Raw genomic sequence first — 16305 nt, 5'->3', positions numbered from 1 at the left:
CTACAATTTGTCGTGATGCCCAAAAAAGGCCAGTCTGGGCCTCTCATCATTGACAGGCTCCCAGCATGGCTCCTTCCGACACATTCGACCGCCGTTCCTCGACGCGGCTTGAAACCCACGACCTCGGCCTTTATGCCGCGACCGTGTTTGCCTGGGGCTTCAGCTGGATCGCCATGAAGGGCCAGGTAGGACCCATTCCTCCTGAAATCTCCGTGTTCTGGAGGTTCGTCCTCGCCGCGGCGGTCATGGTCGTGTGGAGCCTGATCCGCGGTGTCCGGCTGACGTTTCCGTTGAAAACCCATCTGCGGTTCGCGGCCCTGGGCGCGTTGATCTTCTCGACCAATTTCACGCTGTTTTACTATGGAGCCGCCTATCTGGCATCCGGCATGCTGGCGGTGGTTTTTTCCACCGCATCTGTTTTCAATCTGGTTCTCGGTTTTGTGTTTCTGGGCCAGCGGATCAAACCGCTCACTCTCATTGCCGGCCTGCTGGGCTTCGGCGGAATTGCCTTGATTTTCTGGCCAAAGATCATGGGCACAACGCTTGACCTGGAGGTCGCCACCGGCCTGGCCCTGTGCATTGCCGGCACATTGTCCTTTTGCCTTGGTAACATCGTCTCCGCCTCCACCCAGACATCGGGTGTCGGCGTCACGCCTGCGACCACTTGGGGAATGATCTATGGCGCGGTCTTGCTGGGATTGTTTTCGCTGATGAAGGGGCATTCCTTCGCCGTCGAGATGACTGCCGAATACATCGGGACACTTGTCTACCTGGCGATCGTGGCCTCGGTTGTCGCGTTCGGCGCTTATCTGACTTTGCTCGGGCGGATCGGATCCGCGCGTGCTGGATATGCGACCGTACTGTTTCCGCTGGTCGCCCTGACCGTTTCAACCCTGTTCGAAGGCTATACGTGGTCGGCCTCCGCCTTGCTTGGCGTGGTGTGTGTCATCGCGGGCAATGTGTTGATGCTGCGCCGATAGGTCTGGAACTCCCATAAATGGCGCTGAGGATCTTTGACTGTCTGAAATACTACTCCGCCGCCTGCCATTGACCGCCAACATTGCCGATCGCGGCGATGATATGTCCGCAGAAGGCATCATGCATCGGCTGTCTGGCCTGTTCGGACCGCAAGATCGTGATGTCGCAAAAGGGAAGCGGCGGAAACCCGTCTTTTTCCTCCAGTATCCGCATTCCTTCCCGGATCGCGCTTTCCGGAAACACCGTCACCGCAAGACCGGCCTGCACGGCCCCAACCAGAGCGGAGGCGCTCGCGCTTGTATAGCCGACCTTGTAGGCCCGCCCGACGCGGTCGAGAGCCTCCAAGGCCATCCGCCGCCAGGAACAGGATTGCGATCCGAGGGCCAGCCGCACGATATCCGTCGTATGGGCCGCATGGCGGCTTGAGCCGACCCAGTACAGGGGCTCCCGGCGAATGACCTCACCGTGCAGATCACCCGCTTCCGACGAGGTGATGACCGCAACATCGATCTGACCGGCCCGCACACGTTCCCGCAAAGTGGCGCTCGACGTGCACTCGACCTGCACTTCGATGGACGGATTTAGCCGGTTAAAGGCCGCAAGCACCTGCGGAAGCAACCGGTCGGCGTAGTCGTCCGGCATCCCGAATTCGATGTGCCGGATTTCATCGCGTTCGTTGAATGCCGATATGGTCTCGTCATTGAGAATGATCATCCGCCGGGCGAATTCGACAAGCCGCTGGCCGTCTTCCGTCAAACGGGACTGCCGGCCGTCCTTCGCAAAGAGCGGGATCCCGACACGCTCTTCCAAACGGCGCATCTGCATCGACACCGCGGACTGGGTCTTGTGAACAGCCTCCCCCGCCTTGGTGAAGCTGCCAAGCTCGGCAATCGCAAGGAACGTTCTCAACTGGTCTATATCAAGGGCATGACGCATGACGTCCCATCCGGCCAATTATAGCTCGACATTCACATGAAACACTCCAATGGATTGTTTTTGAATACATGAACGCATTCGAGTTTTCAAATGAGTATCCAGAAAATCACCAAGCTGACCAGTCAATACTCGAGCTGATTGACGCTGTCAGGCTTCCCGCGGGACCGACAGATTGTCCAGCGACGAAACAATATGTTCGACCAGCGCCTCACGCACCCGCGTGGTCTGGCGCCACGAGCGCATCAGTCCGATTTCACAATCGGGCAAGCGTGGAAATCCGTCCGCCTCCTGAAGAACGCGCATGCCCGGCCGCAACGCCGATTCGGGCAAAACGGAAACGGCCAGCCCGGCGAGCACGGCGGCCCCAACCGCGGTTGAATTCCAACTGGAGTAAAGAAGGCGGCTTTTCTTGCCGGTTTCATTCAGCGCGGCGGTGGCCGCCTTGCGCCAATCACAGGTCGGCCGGCCCAGCGCCAGGGGCAAGGGATCTTCCAACTCGGCGCAGTGCCGGGTGGATGCGACCCACAAAAGCGGCTCCCGGCGAACAACCTCAACATCCTTCCACCCGCGTTTTCGCACATGGGTGATGATCGACACATCCAGCTCTCCCTCCGCCATCAGTTCAACGAGGTTGGGGGTCGGGGCGCACACGACGCTGACCTCGGCCTTTGGGTTGGAGCGGGAGAACCGCGCCAGGATCTCCGGCAGGAAACGGTTCGCATAGTCGTCCGGCGTTCCCAACCGCACCAAGCCTTCCAGCTCGGTTTCGTCAAAGGCTGCGAGGGTTTCATCGTTCAGCTGGACCAGCCGGCGGGCATATTGCAAAAGCCGTTCCCCGTGCTCCGTCAGACGGGAATTGCGGCCATCGCGCATGAAAATCTGCCGCCCAATCCGTTCCTCGAGCCGCCGCATCTGCATCGAAACGGCGGACTGGGTCTTGTGAACGGCGCCGGCCGCCTTGGTGAAGCTGCCACTTTCAGCAATCGCCACAAATGTCCGAAGCTGATCCAAATCCAGCATGCATGTCCTGTTCTGTTTGAGATCCATCTCCGCCAGCAGACTGGCCCGATCCGCGACAGGCGGCACGGTCCAACGTTGTCAGCCGATGCGCCCGATGACAGCACATTTATCACGGATAGCGATCAATTCCATAACAAACATTCGTTTGTATAATGAACCCACATCCCTCACCTTGAGAACCGTTCCAAACACATTCCGCCGCCAGTGTCGGCGCAAGCCGGGCCGGGGATGCCGGTCCGGACAACAGGAGACCTATGCCATGACGTGCGATCGGACTTCCCGGCTCCACCCGAGTGTTCCAGGCTTTGTTGCCCGGGCCTGGGCAGCGGTCGTCAATCGCCGCCAGACACGCCGTCTTTATGAGCTCACCGACCGGCAACTGCTCGACATCGGTCTGACCCGGCGCGATGTGCAGGTGGCGCGGAACGCCGGCTACCTCTCGGATCCTGCTCCGCTGCTGAGGCACTGTGCAATGGAAAAATTCAGCGTGTCTCCGCTGCCGGAGAGCCCAAAGGTGACCCCTGCCGTAGCGGGAGGACGTCCGGCAGCCGAGCCGGTCCGCATTCCGCGCGACGCGCAACCGGACACGCACAAAGCCGCCGCCTGACCCGGTTTGTTTCTTGCAGCCCCTGTCGGCCTCGTGCTGACATCAACTGGCCCGTCTCACAGACGGGCTTTTTTTTCGCTCACGTTTCCTCGGAGCCATCCAGCTTCCGCGCGGCGCTTTCAAACAATCCGTCGAACGCTTTGAACTGGGCTGTTTGCAAATCCCTGTTCGTCGTCATCCAGTCGTTGAAAAACTGTTCGAACTCCGTCGGCACCTGTGCCTGCGGGGCCGTTTCCGGCTGGTTGGAAACATCCTCCACTGAAGCCCCACCCGCCGGGTCGAGCCCGGCCGGGTCAAGGTTCGCGGTGTCGGTTCCGCCGTGGCCGTAAGACTCCGTTTGTTTGCCGGCATCGGTCTGCGAAGGCTTGAAGAATGCCGACCAGAAGGCGCCAACGGCCTGTTGATATTCCTGGATGTAGTCGGCCGGTGTCGGCCGGGGCTTGGGCCGCCCGCGCACAAAGCCGCGCAGGAATGCATCCAGTAGCCCTTGTCCGGACTCGTTCAGGTAGGGCCGCATCATGGTCCCCGCCGCAAGAGTGGCGGCGACAGGCATCATGGTCCCGATCGCCTCACGCTGAAGCCCGGTGGCCCTGGCGATATGGTCGACCACCATGGTGCGCACCGGTTCGGGTCCGTAGAAGCTCCGCAACGGGTCCTGTGGCCAGGCAAACGGGTTCGCTCCCGAAACCGGCGGAAAAAAGGGATTGCCAAGGCCGCCGATCCCGCTACCAGGCTGCGGGCCAGTCCCGAACGCGCCGGCGTTCCCGAAATGCTGGAAACCGGCGACCGCCGCCGGAAGCAGCTGCATCATCGCCGCGGACAGGTCTTCCCCCTGCCAGCCGTAGCGGCGATGCATGTCTTCTACGATTGCCGAAAAATCGAATGGAAGACCGCTTCCTGTTTGATCGGACATGTACCGCCCCGTTCACTGGTAGGGTTGATCTGGCATGGCCCATGATCAACCGTCGGAGGCGGCAGGTCAAATCGCAAATAAGCGTAAGCATTTGCCCTCAATAGGCATAATCCTGGAAGACCTTGGTCAGGTCACCGTTCCAAGCGCCATGGTAGCGCTGCAGCAGGACATCCGCCGGACACATGCCCGCTGCCAGTCCCTCTTCGATGGGCGCCAGGTGCACACGCTCGTCGAGATCGCCATCGCTCAGCCGGTTGCGCCGCTTCAGCCCCTCTTGGGCCAGGCTCAATGCCTCCTTGGCGACATCCAGAACGCGGCCGGACCGGAATGGGGTCTCCAAGGCCGTTTCCGGAACGCCCGCCCGCAGCAAGGCCCGCTCCTCCTGGGTCCAATCCCGAACAAGCTGCCATGCCTGATCCAGAATGCCATCGTCATAAAGGAGCCCAACCCAGAAGGCCGGCAATGCACAGATACGCCGCCACGGCCCGCCATCGGCACCGCGCATCTCGATGTATTTCTTCAAACGGACATCCGGGAACAATGTCGACAGGTGATTGTTCCAATCGCCAATGGTCGGCCGCGCATCCGGAATTTGGCCATCCAGCGCACCATTCATGAACGCCCGGAACGTGGTGCCGGTGACATCATGATAAACGTCGCCGCGCTTGACGAAATACATGGGCACGTCGACCGCCCACTCCACATAGCGCTCGAACCCGAAGCTGTCATCGAACGCGAACGGCATGTCGCCGGTCCGGTCCTTGTCCGTGTCGGTCCAGATCTGGGCCCGGAATGACTTGAAGCCGTTGGGTTTGCCCTCGGTGAACGGCGAATTGGCGAAAATCGCCGTCGCGATGGGCTGCAAGGCAAGCCCGACCCGCATTTTCGTCACCATGTCGGCTTCGGACGTAAAGTCGAGATTCACCTGGATGGTCGAGGTCCGGTACATCATGTCCAGTCCCAGGCTGCCAACCTTGGGCATGTAGCGGGTCATGATGCCGTACCGGGACTTCGGCATGACAGGCATCTCGGCGCGCGACCAGGTCGGGGCCATCCCGATCCCCAGGAACCCCACACCCATCGGCTTGCAAACCTGCTGCACATGGGCCAAATGCTGGTTCGCTTCGCGGCAGGTCTGATGGAGATTGTCCAGCGGCGCGCCGGACAACTCGAATTGCCCGCCCGGTTCGATGGAAATCGCGCCGCCTCCGGCGGGATCGGCAAGGCCGATGATCTTGCCCTGATCCTCGATCCGCTCCCATCCGAGAATGGCTTCCATTCCGTTCAAGACAGCTTCAACCCCATCCGGTCCTTCGTAACCGATCGGGGTGAGGTCGCGGGTCCGGAAACCAAACTTTTCGTGCTCCGTCCCGATCCGGAAGTCCTCCGCCGGCTTGCATCCGGCATTGAGGGTTTCGGCAAGCGTGGAGATATCTTCAATCGGCGTGGAGTCGACCGTATCACGGGCCATGTGAAGCGTCCTTGATTTCTAAAACGGCGCGCACCCTACAAAGCCTGTCCGGGCCGCACAACGCTGTCGTCTTGCAAAGCGGCTTCACGTTCGGTCATGCCGCACCGCCATTTAGGACTGTACAGTCCGAATTACCAGCCTGAAAATTCGCCTGTCCAAACCGGTGCCGCATCGCACCAGTCGAACACACCGCGAAACGGCATCGGGACGCATCCTCTTGCGGCCGATGGCCCGTTTCGGCTGTCCGGAGGCGTCAGGCCAACGGCCCGCGGGGCGCCGCCTGACCAACTGAGCGGGCGTGATGGCGAGGCCTAAACCCAATCGCCGAGCGTAGCCTGGATCACGGCCAAAGCGGCGACGGCGGCGGTGTCGGCACGCAAGATCCTCGGCCCGAGCGGGATCGGTGTCACGAAATCGCAGGCGTTCAACAGATCCCGCTCTTCTTCTGAAAATCCGCCTTCGGGGCCGATCAGCAGTGCCAGTGGTTGCCTGGGGCCCTCTGCCAGGTCGGCCAGCGGCGCCAGCGGATTGCTGGTCTCCGCGCCTTCATCGCAAAAGAGAAGATGGCGGCCCGCGTGTTCGCGGGGCCAGGCTTCGAGAACGGATTTCAAAGGCGCTGTTTCAACGACCTTTGGCACGGCAAGAACACCGCATTGCTCGGCTGCCTCGATGGCATTGGCTTCCATGCGCTCCAGGTTGACCCGGCTGGACTGGGTGTGCTGCGTGATCACCGGCTGCAAGCTACCGACCCCCATCTCCACGGCCTTTTGCACCATGTAGTCGAGCCGGGCGTGCTTGAGCGGCGCAAACATGTAGAGCAGGTCGTTGGCCTGCGTTTGCGGGCGGGTTTGCCGCACCAGATCAAGTGTGCAGGCCTTTCGGCCGGTTGCCCGGATATGGGCGAGCCACTCCCCGTCACTGCCGTTAAAGACCAGAACCTGATCGCCGTCCTTCAACCTGAGAACATTGAGCAGATAGTTCGCCTGTCCCCGATCCGCATCGATGCGGGCACCATCGGCGAGGATGTGGCGGAGATGAAGACGCTGCATTTTGAAATCGTAGTGGGGCATGCGGGAAGTTAGGCGGGTTTGATGAGGCAATTCAATGGCAATGGGTTGTCCGCGCGCCATGTTTTGGTGGACGAACCGCTCTGCGGCCCGTGTCTTGACCCGGCTCCCCGGTCCGGTCACCTTTCCACGTCACAAAGGGAATCACGCCGTGTCCGACACACCGTCCAATATCGCCGAATTCTCCGTTTCGGAAATCTCGTTCTCGATCAAACGCACGATGGAAGATGCGTTCGGATATGTCCGTGTGCGGGGTGAACTGGGCCGGATTTCGAGGCCTGGTTCCGGTCATGTCTACCTCGACCTCAAGGACGACCGGTCGGTCCTGTCCGCGGTGATCTGGCGGGGTGCCGCCTCAAAGCTGCGGATCCAGCCGGAACAGGGCCTGGAGGTCATCGCGACCGGCAAGATCACAACGTTCCCGGGCCAGTCCAAATATCAGATGGTGATCGACGCGCTGGAACCGGCGGGGGCCGGCGCCCTGATGGCCCTGCTGGAGGAACGCAAGAAGAAGCTGGCAGCCGAAGGCTTGTTCGCCGAGGAGCGAAAGAAACCATTGCCGGTCATGCCGCGCGTGATCGGCGTCGTCACCTCGCCGTCCGGAGCGGTGATCCGGGACATCCTGCACCGGATTAGCGACCGCTTCCCGTTGCATGTCCTGGTCTGGCCGGTCCGGGTCCAGGGCGAAACATGCGGCGCGGAAGTGGCGAACGGCATTCGCGGTTTCAATAGCCTGACGCCTGACGGAGCGATCCCGAGGCCGGATCTTGTTATCGTCGCGCGTGGCGGCGGGAGTATCGAGGACCTTTGGGGGTTCAACGAAGAAGGTGTCGTCCGCGCGGCCGCGGAAAGCGAGATCCCTCTGATCTCGGCGGTCGGACACGAAACCGATTGGACCCTGATTGATCTGGCCGCCGATCTGCGCGCGCCGACCCCCACCGGGGCGGCGGAAATCGCGGTTCCGGTCAAGGCCGACCTGATGGCGAACATCGACGATCTGTCCCGCAGGCTTTTCTCTGGTCTGAGCCGCCTGCTGTCGAACCGCCGGACGGAACTGCGCGCCGCGGGCGCCGCCCTGCCTGCCCCGCGCGATTTGCTGGCCCTGCCGCGCCAACGCTTCGATACAGCCGCCGCAAGCCTGGAGCGCGGTCTCATCGTCAACACCCGCCACCATCGCAGTTCGTTCGACGGGGTTTCGTCGCGCCTGTCGCCCTATCTTCTGACCCGTGGCACGGCGGAGGCACGGCGGAAACTCGATGATATGGAGGCGCGCCAGACGCGGGCGCTCACGGTCGCCATCCAGCACAAGCGTCAGGCATTCGCGGGCATTGCCAGCCGGCTGACACCGGATCGTCTGTTGCAAATGGCCGCCCTGGGGACCGAGCGCCTGGACGCCTTGACCGGCCGGCTGGACCGGGCCTTCCAGACCCGGATCGCCCAGCAGCGCGCGCAGCTTGACGGCCTGGACAAGCTTCTGACCTCCCTTTCCTACAAGGACGTCCTCGCGCGCGGCTACGCGGTCCTCCGGGACGGGACGGGCCAGCCGGTCCGGTCCGCAACGTCGGTCGCACAAGGCGCTACGCTTGCGATCGAATTGGCTGACGGCACGGTCGACGCGGTGGCCACATCCGGCGGTCCGCAGCTGAAAAAGGCAAAACCAAAGCCGAAACAGGCCGAGCCGTCAAAGCCGGCCAGCGCGGGTCAGGGAAGTCTGTTTTAGCCGGGCAGCCGCAACGCGGCCTCCCCACTTGATGGGATCTTGCCGCAATGGACAGGATGATTGTGCGGCGCTACCTTGCGCGCAATTCAATCTGGGAGTGAGCTTGGAACCGCCATGGATTTCTTTGCGACGGAAGAGCATCTGATGATTCAAGAGACCGCGCGACGGCTGTCGGCGGATCTTCTGGAGCCGAATGCCGAAGCGCTGGATCGCGGAGAGGGGCGCGATATTCTGCTCGGCAATCTGAAGACATTGGCGGAAAACGGCTTCATGGGGCTGAACGTTTCCGGAGAGTACGGCGGAACCGAAGCAGGCACCTTGAGCTTTGCCCTTGCGATCGAAGCCCTGGCTCAAGGATGCGCCTCGACCACCGTCACGGTCTCCGTCTCCAACATGGTCGCGGAAGTGATCCAGGCGGTCGGCTCCCAGGAGCAAAAGACCGCCTATATCCCCCGCCTGACAGACGGGACCTATCCGGCCGGCGCCTTCTGCCTCACCGAATCCAGTGCCGGGTCCGATCCATCGGCGATGCGCACCCGTGCGGTCAAGGATGGCAACCACTACGTCATCAATGGCTCCAAGCTCTATATCTCCTCGGCGGAATATGCCGGCATTTTCGTGGTCTGGGCCGTGACCGATCCGGACGCCCCCCAGGGAAAAGGTATATCCTGCTTTCTCGTGGAAGCCGGCACGCCTGGTCTTGTGATTGGCAAGGCGGAAAAGAAGATGGGGCAGACGGGATCGGCCACCAACGAGGTGCTGTTCCAGGACTGCCGGGTACCGGCAACCGCCATGATGGGCGCGGAGAACGACGGCTTCCGGGTCGCGGTCGCCGAACTCGCCGGCGGACGGATCGGGGTCGCATCCCTGGCCCTTGGTATTGCCCGCAAGGCCATGGACACCGCAAAGGCTTTCGTGAAGGAGCGCCAGCAGTTTGGCAAGGCCCTGGCCGACATGCAGGGCATTCAATGGATGATCGCCGACCGGGAAACCGATCTGGAAGCGGCGCGTCTGCTGATTTTGCAGGCGGCAGCCCTGAAGGACCAGGGCAAGCCATTCGCCAAGGAGGCGTCGATGGCCAAGCTTTTCGCATCGGAAGCGGCCCAGCGCGCAACCTATACGGCGCTTCAGCTCCATGGCGGTGCCGGCTATTGCCAGGATTATCCGCTGGAACGGTACGCCCGCGACGCCCGGATCACCACGATTTATGAGGGAACCTCGGAGATCCAGCGCCTGATCATCGCCCGCGAGGTGATGAGGACCGTATAGGTCCTTTCCGATTCCCCTTCCGGTCTGACGCGCGGCGTTCGGACCCGGAAATTGATTGCCATCAAGGCAAAGGCCGGGAGCGGCCCTTATCGTGCGGACGTTTCCTAGGGAAGAGTGCTGGCCCGAAAGGCCAGCCCAAGCGGAGGAAGGCGCATGCCTATCAAGGATATTTTAACGATTGTCGATCTCGCCGGGTCCCAGCCCGCACCGAAATACGCGCTTGAACTGGCTCGTCAATACGATGCCCACGTGACGGGATTGGCGATCGCGTTCGAACCTGTCGTGCCCGCATTTGCCGCCGCACCGATGCCGGTCGATTACCTGCAGGCGGCCCATGAACAGTCTGTCAGCGCGGCGAACCAGGCAAAGAAGGAATTTGACGAAATGGCGCGCATGGCCGCCGTCAAGTCCGAGAGCCGCACCGCCGAAGTGCTTACCGGCGGACCGCTGGAGAGCGTTCTGGACCATTGCCGAGTGACCGACCTAGTCGTGATCGGACAAGCCAATCCGGATGCACCGGAGCCCATGCGCGAACTGCTGATCGAAACCGTTCTGTTCGAAAGCGGAAGCCCGGTCCTGCTGGTGCCGTATATCGGGACCAAGCATTTCAAACCGAAAAACGTGCTGATCGGCTGGGACGGCAGCTCCACCGCCGCCCGGGCGATCCATGCGGCACTGCCGATCCTCGAACATGCCGACAAGATCACCGTTCTGGCGATCCAGAAGCGCAATCGCGCCGATCAGCAGTTGGGCTCCGACATCGCGACCTATCTTGCGCGGCACAACATGGATGTCACGGTCGACGTGATCACCAATCCGCAGACCGGGATCGCCGATACGGTTCTCAACTATGTTTCCGACCACGGCAACGACCTGATCGTGATGGGGGGCTATGGCCACAGCCGGATGCGGGAATTCCTGTTTGGCGGAGCGACGCGGGAAATCCTTAGCTCGATGACCGTGCCGGTGTTCATGACCCACTGAATCATCGGGCGTTTCGTTGGAAACGCCCAAAGATGCTCGGCCACTCAAGACGCGATCAGCGGCAGGCGAGACACCGGCTTTGGCCAATCGTCCGCCGCTTATCCGTGCAAGTGACTTTGCGCTCCGTTCTGTTTCCCAACGGGCCCGGACCAGGCGCGGCAATCGTCAAGGTGCGCGGACACGGGTTCATACCCCGGTTACGCTTTTTGTTTCTTATGGGCGTGCCGTCCTCATCCGGGGGCGTTTCCGGAGAGCGTTCCTGTCCGGGTATCTTGAATGATTGTAGTGAGGCTTGGTGTGACCGTTCAGAACCTGGAAGGTTTATTCGATCCAAAGTCCGTTGCGGTCATCGGGCCGTCACGTCATGAACCCGGCTACACCGCCTATCTTCTGGCGAAGCTGAAAGCCGCGCTGGACCGGCGCATGGTACAGCTTGTCGATGTCCTGACGGATGACGACGAATGGCAATCTCACACCCGGGAAACGGTCTCCGCCCTGTCGCCCGTTCCGGACCTGGCGATTTATCTCGGCCCGGCACAAACGGCACCGAAGATCATCGGGCAGTTGGCCCAGGGCGGGATAAAAGCCGTTCTGATCCCTTCCCCCGGTTTCGAGAACTGGCCAGAGGCCCTCATGCAGCAGTGCCGCGAGGCGGCGCAAAAGGCGCGGCTGCGCCTCATCGGTCCCGGCAGCCTCGGCCTGGCCGTGCCGTCCCTAGGCCTTGATCTTCTGGCCAGCGCCTCCGGCGCCGCCAAAGGGGATATCGCGCTGATCGCAAGGTCCGGCGCCGTACTCAACGCCACACTGTCCTGGGCGCAAACCAACCGGACCGGATTTTCCGCCGTGGTCTCGCTTGGCGCGCGCATGGACGTAGATATCGGCGATCTGATCGACTACTTCGCGCAGGACTTCCACACCCGTTCGATCCTTTTGCATATCGAAGGCATCTCAGCGCCGCAAAAATTCCTGTCCGCCGCGCGGGCGGCCGCGCGAAGCAAGCCGGTTATCGTGATCCGGTCGGGGCGGAGCAGGGATCTTGTGGGAACCGGGCGAAGTCACGCCGGACGTCTTGCGACACCGGACCTGGTGTACGAGGCCGTGTTCCGCCGTACCGGCCTCATGCGGGTCAACGATCTGGACGAAATGTTCGAGGCGGTCGAAACCCTGTCCCGGATCCGCATTCCCAAATGCGAGACGTTCTGCATCGTTTCCAACGGCCGCAGCCTTGCAAGCCTGGCGGCCGACCGGCTCCAGGATGCCGGCGGGACGCTCGGCCGGCTTTCGGATGAGACCCTTGGCGAAATTTCACCCTTTTGCCGGACGGGCAATGCCTCCGGCGCGGATCACCCCGAGCCCGTTGTGGTGAATGAGGACCTGTCGAATGTTGCGCTCAATGAGGTTTTGAAGACGATTTTGCGGGACCCCGCCATCGACGGTGTGCTGGCGCTGCATGCGGGAACGGCCTTCACTTCGCTGAAGTCAATTGGGGCAACAATCGCCGAGACCGCGAAAGCGGACCGCCGGCGGACAGGACGGAAGAAAGCCATCGTCGCCGGTCTGGTCGGGGGCAATGCCGAAGACCGGGCAGCGCTCGATGAGGCCAGCGTTCCCTGTTACACAAGCCCGGCGGAGGCAGTGCGCGCCATCACCTATCTGACCCGGGACGCGACATCGCGGGACTTCCTGATGGCGGCTCCGCCCAGCCTTCCCGAGGATTTCCTGCCCGACACCGCCGGCGCGCGCGCGATCGTCGACAGCGCGATGGCCCGTGGGGAAAGCTGGCTGTCACCCGAGGAGGTCTGCGCCATCCTGGCGGCCTATCAGATCCCGATGATCGGGACACGGCTTGCCGGAACGCCTGATGAGGCCGGAGCGCTTTCCGAAACGTTTTTCAAGACGGCCCGGCACTGCGTTGCCAAGGTGATTTCCCCGGATTTGCCGTTCAAATCCCGGATCGACGGCGTCCGGCTTGGCCTTGAAAGCCCCCGGGCGGTCACCGAAGCGGCCCGGGATCTGATAAGCAAGACAAAGGCGGCCTTTCCGGACGCCCGGATTTCCGGTGTCAGCGTTCACCCGATGCTGGAGGACCGGCACGGGCTGGAACTTTATATGGGGCTTGCCGACACGCCGGTGTTCGGACCCGTTCTCGTGTTCGGCCATGGCGGCACGGCGGTGGAGGACAGCCGCGACATTTCCATGGAATTGCCGCCGCTGGACCTGAACCTGGCTCAGGCGCTCATTGGCCGCACGCGGGTCGTTACCCTGCTTGAAGGCGGGGCTTCCCGGCCCCGGCTCGACCGCGAGGCGGTTGCCCATACCCTGGTCAAGCTGTCCCAGATCACGATCGACATTCCCGAAATCCTCGAGCTCGACATCAACCCGATCGTGGTGCGCAAGGAGGGGTTGGTGGGCCTCGATGCGCGCATGAGCCTTGGACAACCCGAACGCCATCCCGGCAGGCGTGGCAAATCACGTCTGGCCATCGCGCCCTATCCGAAGGAATGGGAACAGACCCTCACGCTCAAAACCGGCGAAGCCATATTCGTGCGCCCCGTGAAGCCGGAAGACGAGGACCTCTTCCGAACGTTTTTCGAAGCCATCACACCGGAGGACCTGCGGCTGCGGTTCTTTGCGCCGGTGCGGGACTTCAGCCACCGGTTCCTGGCCCGCCTGACGCAACTCGACTACGCCAGGGCGATGGCATTTGCGGCCCTGGAGCCGGAAACAGGCAACCTTCTGGGTGTCGTGCGCCTGCATGCCGATCCCGATCACCGGACCGGCGAGTATGCGGTCATGGTGCGGTCCGACCTCAAGGGGCATGGCCTCGGCTGGACCTTGATGAAGCTGATCATCCGCTACGCAAAAGCCGACGGCATTCAAACCATCAAGGGGGAGGTCTTGAAGGAAAACACGTCCATGCTGGGCATGTGTCAAGCGCTCGGATTTTCCGTCAAGACCTCGGCTGACGACCCTGGTGTCGCGGTGGTCACCCTGCCTGTGACCGACATCGATCCCGGGTCGTGACCTATCTGCCGGCTTCGGCCGCCGCGCGGATTTGGGTCAGGGATGCCATCGGCGTGATCGCCTCGGGATCGATCTTTAAATGCAGCAGGGCCGGTTTCCCGGCGGCCAGGGCCCGTGTCATGGCGGGTCCGAAATCGTCCGTCCTTTCGACCGTTTCGGCAAAGGCGCCATAGGCCCGGGCAAAGGCGGCGAAATCCGGGTTTTCCAGTTTCGTTGCGGACACGCGGGCCGGATAGTGCTTTTCCTGGTGCATCCGGATCGTCCCGTACATGCCATTGTCGACGACGAGCACGACGATATTCGCGCCGTCCTGGCAGGCGGTGCCGAATTCCTGCATGGTCATCTGCAGGCAACCATCGCCCGCGAAACAAATGACCGGGCGATCCGGGAAGGCCAGCTTCGCGGCAATCGCCGCCGGCAACCCGTATCCCATGGACCCCGAGGTCGGCGCGGCTTGGGAGCCGAAGGACCGGAACCGGTGGAAGCGATGCAGCCATGTCGCGTAGTTGCCGGCGCCGTTGGTGAAGATTGTGTCCGTGGGGACGTTGTTCTCGATCCAGTCCATGACACCGGCCATTTGCAAAGCACCGGGTGTCTGCGGCCGGGCCCCCGACCAGGCAAGAAAATCCGCATGCGCGGCTTCGGCATGACCCGAATTGCGCACAACCGCCGGCGGCTGCAACCCCTCCACCGCCTTGCAAAAAGCCGTCGGAGAGGCGTGGATGGCCAGGCTGGCGCGGTAGACCCGCCCGAGTTCCCCGGCATCGGGATGCACATGAACGAGCTGTTGGCTGGGCTGCGGGATATCCAGCAGCGTGTAGGACTGGCTCGGCATTTCGGACAGGCGCCCACCGACAAGAAGAATGAGGTCCGAGCTCTTGATCCGGTCGGTGAGTTTGGGATTGATGCCGATGCCCACATCGCCGGCATAGTTGGGATGCAGATTGTCAAACAGCATCTGGCGGCGGAAAGAGCAGGCGACGGGCAGGGAGAACCGTTCCGCGAACCGCGTGAACCCGGCGACCGCCTCCACCGACCAGCGGCTTCCGCCGAGAATCGCGATCGGGCGCTCTGCGGCCCAAAGCCGTTTTTGCAGATCCGCCATCTGCCCAAGACCTGGATGGGTCTCCAGCTGTGTCCACGCCTCCGGCTGGGCCACTTGCGCCTGGTCTACCAGCATGTCCTCCGGCAAGGCAAGCACCACCGGCCCCGGCCGCCCCGAGGTCGCAACGTGATAGGCCCGTGACAGGAATTCCGGCACACGGTGGGCATGATCGATTTCGGCGACCCACTTCGCCACGCCGCCAAACATCTGGCGGTAGTCCACCTCCTGAAAGGCTTCGCGCTCCCGCATCCCACGCTCAATCTGCCCGATGAAAAGGATGAGCGGGGTGGAATCCTGCGCCGCGACATGCACGCCGGACGCGGCGTTGGTTGCACCGGGCCCCCGGGTAACCATGCAGATCCCGGGCTTGCCGGTCAGCTTGCCATGGGCTTCCGCCATCATCGCCGCACCACCTTCCTGGCGGCAGACCGTGACCGGAATGGAGGCATCGTGAAGAGCGTCGAGCACAGCCAGATAGCTTTCCCCGGGCACGCAGTACACGCGGTCCGCGCCGTGCCGTTCCAACGCATCCACGAGGAGCTGGCCTCCGGTCTTCATTTGTGCGGTCATTCCACCCTCTCGCCTTGTTTGCCGATGATCTCGATGTTTGCCCGTTTCTATACCGCACAAACGCGGACAGTGGGACAGCCGACGCCACACCAATTGGCAATGACTTCATCACCAGAAGGAATAGAAAATGCCGCGGCCAGAACCGCGGCATCATCAGCAAGTCTTGAAAACCGGAGCGCTCAGCCCTTCTTGCGCAACTCGATTTTGCGCGGAGAGGCGGACGCCTCGTCCGGCCGCGGAACGACCACGGTCAAAACTCCGTTTTCCATATGGGCCTCGATCTGTCCGTGCTCCGGCACATAGGGCAGCGCCATCACGCGCCGGAACGGCCCGTAGCTGCGTTCACTGATCTGCCGGTCCTTCTCACTGACCGTCTTGGACGCCTTTTTTTCGCCCTTGATGGTCAGGGTTCGGTCCGTCAGGAAAGCATCCACATCTTCCTTGGCGACACCGGGGAGTTCAGCGGTAATTTCCAGACCCGCGTCGGTTTCATGAACGTCCATCGCCGGAAAGCCCGCCGGGAAAGCCCCCGCCGGACCCGGCCTTTTCCGGGAAATCCTGAAATAGCCGATCCATCTCCCGCTGCAGCGAGAGCATGGGATTGTCAGGGCGTCCCCATAGAGAAGGGATCAAAGAAACCA

At 62.2% G+C, this 16305-nt stretch carries 13 protein-coding genes; 6 read left to right on the top strand and 7 right to left on the bottom strand.

Going from position 1 to position 16305, the window contains the following annotated elements; genetic code table 11:
- Nucleotides 1-65: 65 nt before the first annotated feature.
- Entirely contained in the window at nt 66-980 is a 915-nt protein-coding gene (locus tag F0184_RS12415; RefSeq protein WP_150496515.1) for a DMT family transporter, read from the top strand.
- A gap of 49 nt (nt 981-1029) precedes the next feature.
- Here F0184_RS12415 and F0184_RS12410 read toward each other — a convergent pair whose 3' ends face one another.
- Together F0184_RS12410 and F0184_RS12405 are read right to left on the bottom strand one after the other, a co-directional pair.
- Nucleotides 1030-1914 carry a LysR substrate-binding domain-containing protein gene (locus tag F0184_RS12410; RefSeq protein WP_150496514.1) on the bottom strand — a complete coding sequence of 295 codons (885 nt, stop codon included), beginning with the start codon at nt 1912-1914 and terminating at the stop codon, nt 1030-1032.
- A gap of 147 nt (nt 1915-2061) precedes the next feature.
- On the bottom strand, nt 2062-2934 hold the full coding sequence (locus F0184_RS12405; protein WP_150496513.1) for a LysR substrate-binding domain-containing protein: 873 nt from the start codon (nt 2932-2934) through the stop codon (nt 2062-2064).
- A gap of 259 nt (nt 2935-3193) precedes the next feature.
- Between F0184_RS12405 and F0184_RS12400 the strand changes: the two genes are divergently transcribed.
- Nucleotides 3194-3541: a DUF1127 domain-containing protein gene (locus F0184_RS12400; RefSeq protein ID WP_150496512.1), complete on the top strand. Its 348-nt coding sequence runs from the start codon at nt 3194-3196 to the stop codon at nt 3539-3541.
- Nucleotides 3542-3620: 79 nt separating this feature from the next.
- Here the strand turns inward: F0184_RS12400 and F0184_RS12395 are convergent, their stop codons facing one another.
- The 3 genes from F0184_RS12395 to F0184_RS12385 all read right to left on the bottom strand — a co-directional run bounded on the left by F0184_RS12395 (nt 3621) and on the right by F0184_RS12385 (nt 6995).
- Nucleotides 3621-4454, bottom strand: a complete 834-nt coding sequence (locus tag F0184_RS12395; RefSeq protein WP_150496511.1) for a hypothetical protein — start codon at nt 4452-4454, stop codon at nt 3621-3623.
- A 97-nt stretch (nt 4455-4551) separates the two neighbouring features.
- Nucleotides 4552-5925, bottom strand: a complete 1374-nt coding sequence (locus F0184_RS12390; protein ID WP_150496510.1) for a glutamate--cysteine ligase — start codon at nt 5923-5925, stop codon at nt 4552-4554.
- A gap of 311 nt (nt 5926-6236) precedes the next feature.
- Nucleotides 6237-6995: a 16S rRNA (uracil(1498)-N(3))-methyltransferase gene (locus tag F0184_RS12385; protein ID WP_150496509.1), complete on the bottom strand. Its 759-nt coding sequence runs from the start codon at nt 6993-6995 to the stop codon at nt 6237-6239.
- Between the two features lie 148 nt (nt 6996-7143).
- Here F0184_RS12385 and xseA point away from each other — a divergent pair, with 148 nt between their 5' ends.
- From xseA to F0184_RS12365, 4 genes are all read left to right on the top strand, one after another.
- The gene (gene xseA / locus F0184_RS12380) at nt 7144-8712 is read left to right on the top strand and encodes an exodeoxyribonuclease VII large subunit (RefSeq protein WP_244299153.1); all 1569 of its coding nucleotides are present in this window, start codon (nt 7144-7146) and stop codon (nt 8710-8712) included.
- A gap of 114 nt (nt 8713-8826) precedes the next feature.
- Nucleotides 8827-9981: an acyl-CoA dehydrogenase family protein gene (locus F0184_RS12375; protein WP_150496507.1), complete on the top strand. Its 1155-nt coding sequence runs from the start codon at nt 8827-8829 to the stop codon at nt 9979-9981.
- Between the two features lie 153 nt (nt 9982-10134).
- Nucleotides 10135-10965 (top strand): universal stress protein, encoded by an 831-nt coding sequence (locus tag F0184_RS12370; protein WP_150496506.1) that lies wholly within the window; start codon nt 10135-10137, stop codon nt 10963-10965.
- Between the two features lie 276 nt (nt 10966-11241).
- Complete coding sequence (locus tag F0184_RS12365; RefSeq protein WP_208998456.1) at nt 11242-13989, top strand: bifunctional acetate--CoA ligase family protein/GNAT family N-acetyltransferase; 2748 nt, start codon at nt 11242-11244, stop codon at nt 13987-13989.
- A 1-nt stretch (nt 13990) separates the two neighbouring features.
- On the opposite strand, the gene F0184_RS12360 is transcribed toward F0184_RS12365, so the two are convergent.
- Complete coding sequence (locus F0184_RS12360) at nt 13991-15664, bottom strand: thiamine pyrophosphate-binding protein (RefSeq protein ID WP_150496505.1); 1674 nt, start codon at nt 15662-15664, stop codon at nt 13991-13993.
- Between the two features lie 179 nt (nt 15665-15843).
- Nucleotides 15844-16167, bottom strand: a complete 324-nt coding sequence (locus F0184_RS12355) for an Hsp20/alpha crystallin family protein (RefSeq protein WP_150496504.1) — start codon at nt 16165-16167, stop codon at nt 15844-15846.
- Nucleotides 16168-16305: the final 138 nt, after the last annotated feature.

This window comes from Roseibium aquae (assembly GCF_008711285.1).
Lineage (GTDB): Bacteria > Pseudomonadota > Alphaproteobacteria > Rhizobiales > Stappiaceae > Roseibium > Roseibium aquae.
The sequence above is the reverse complement of the archived record's forward strand: the minus strand, read 5'-3'. Positions and strand labels throughout refer to the sequence as shown.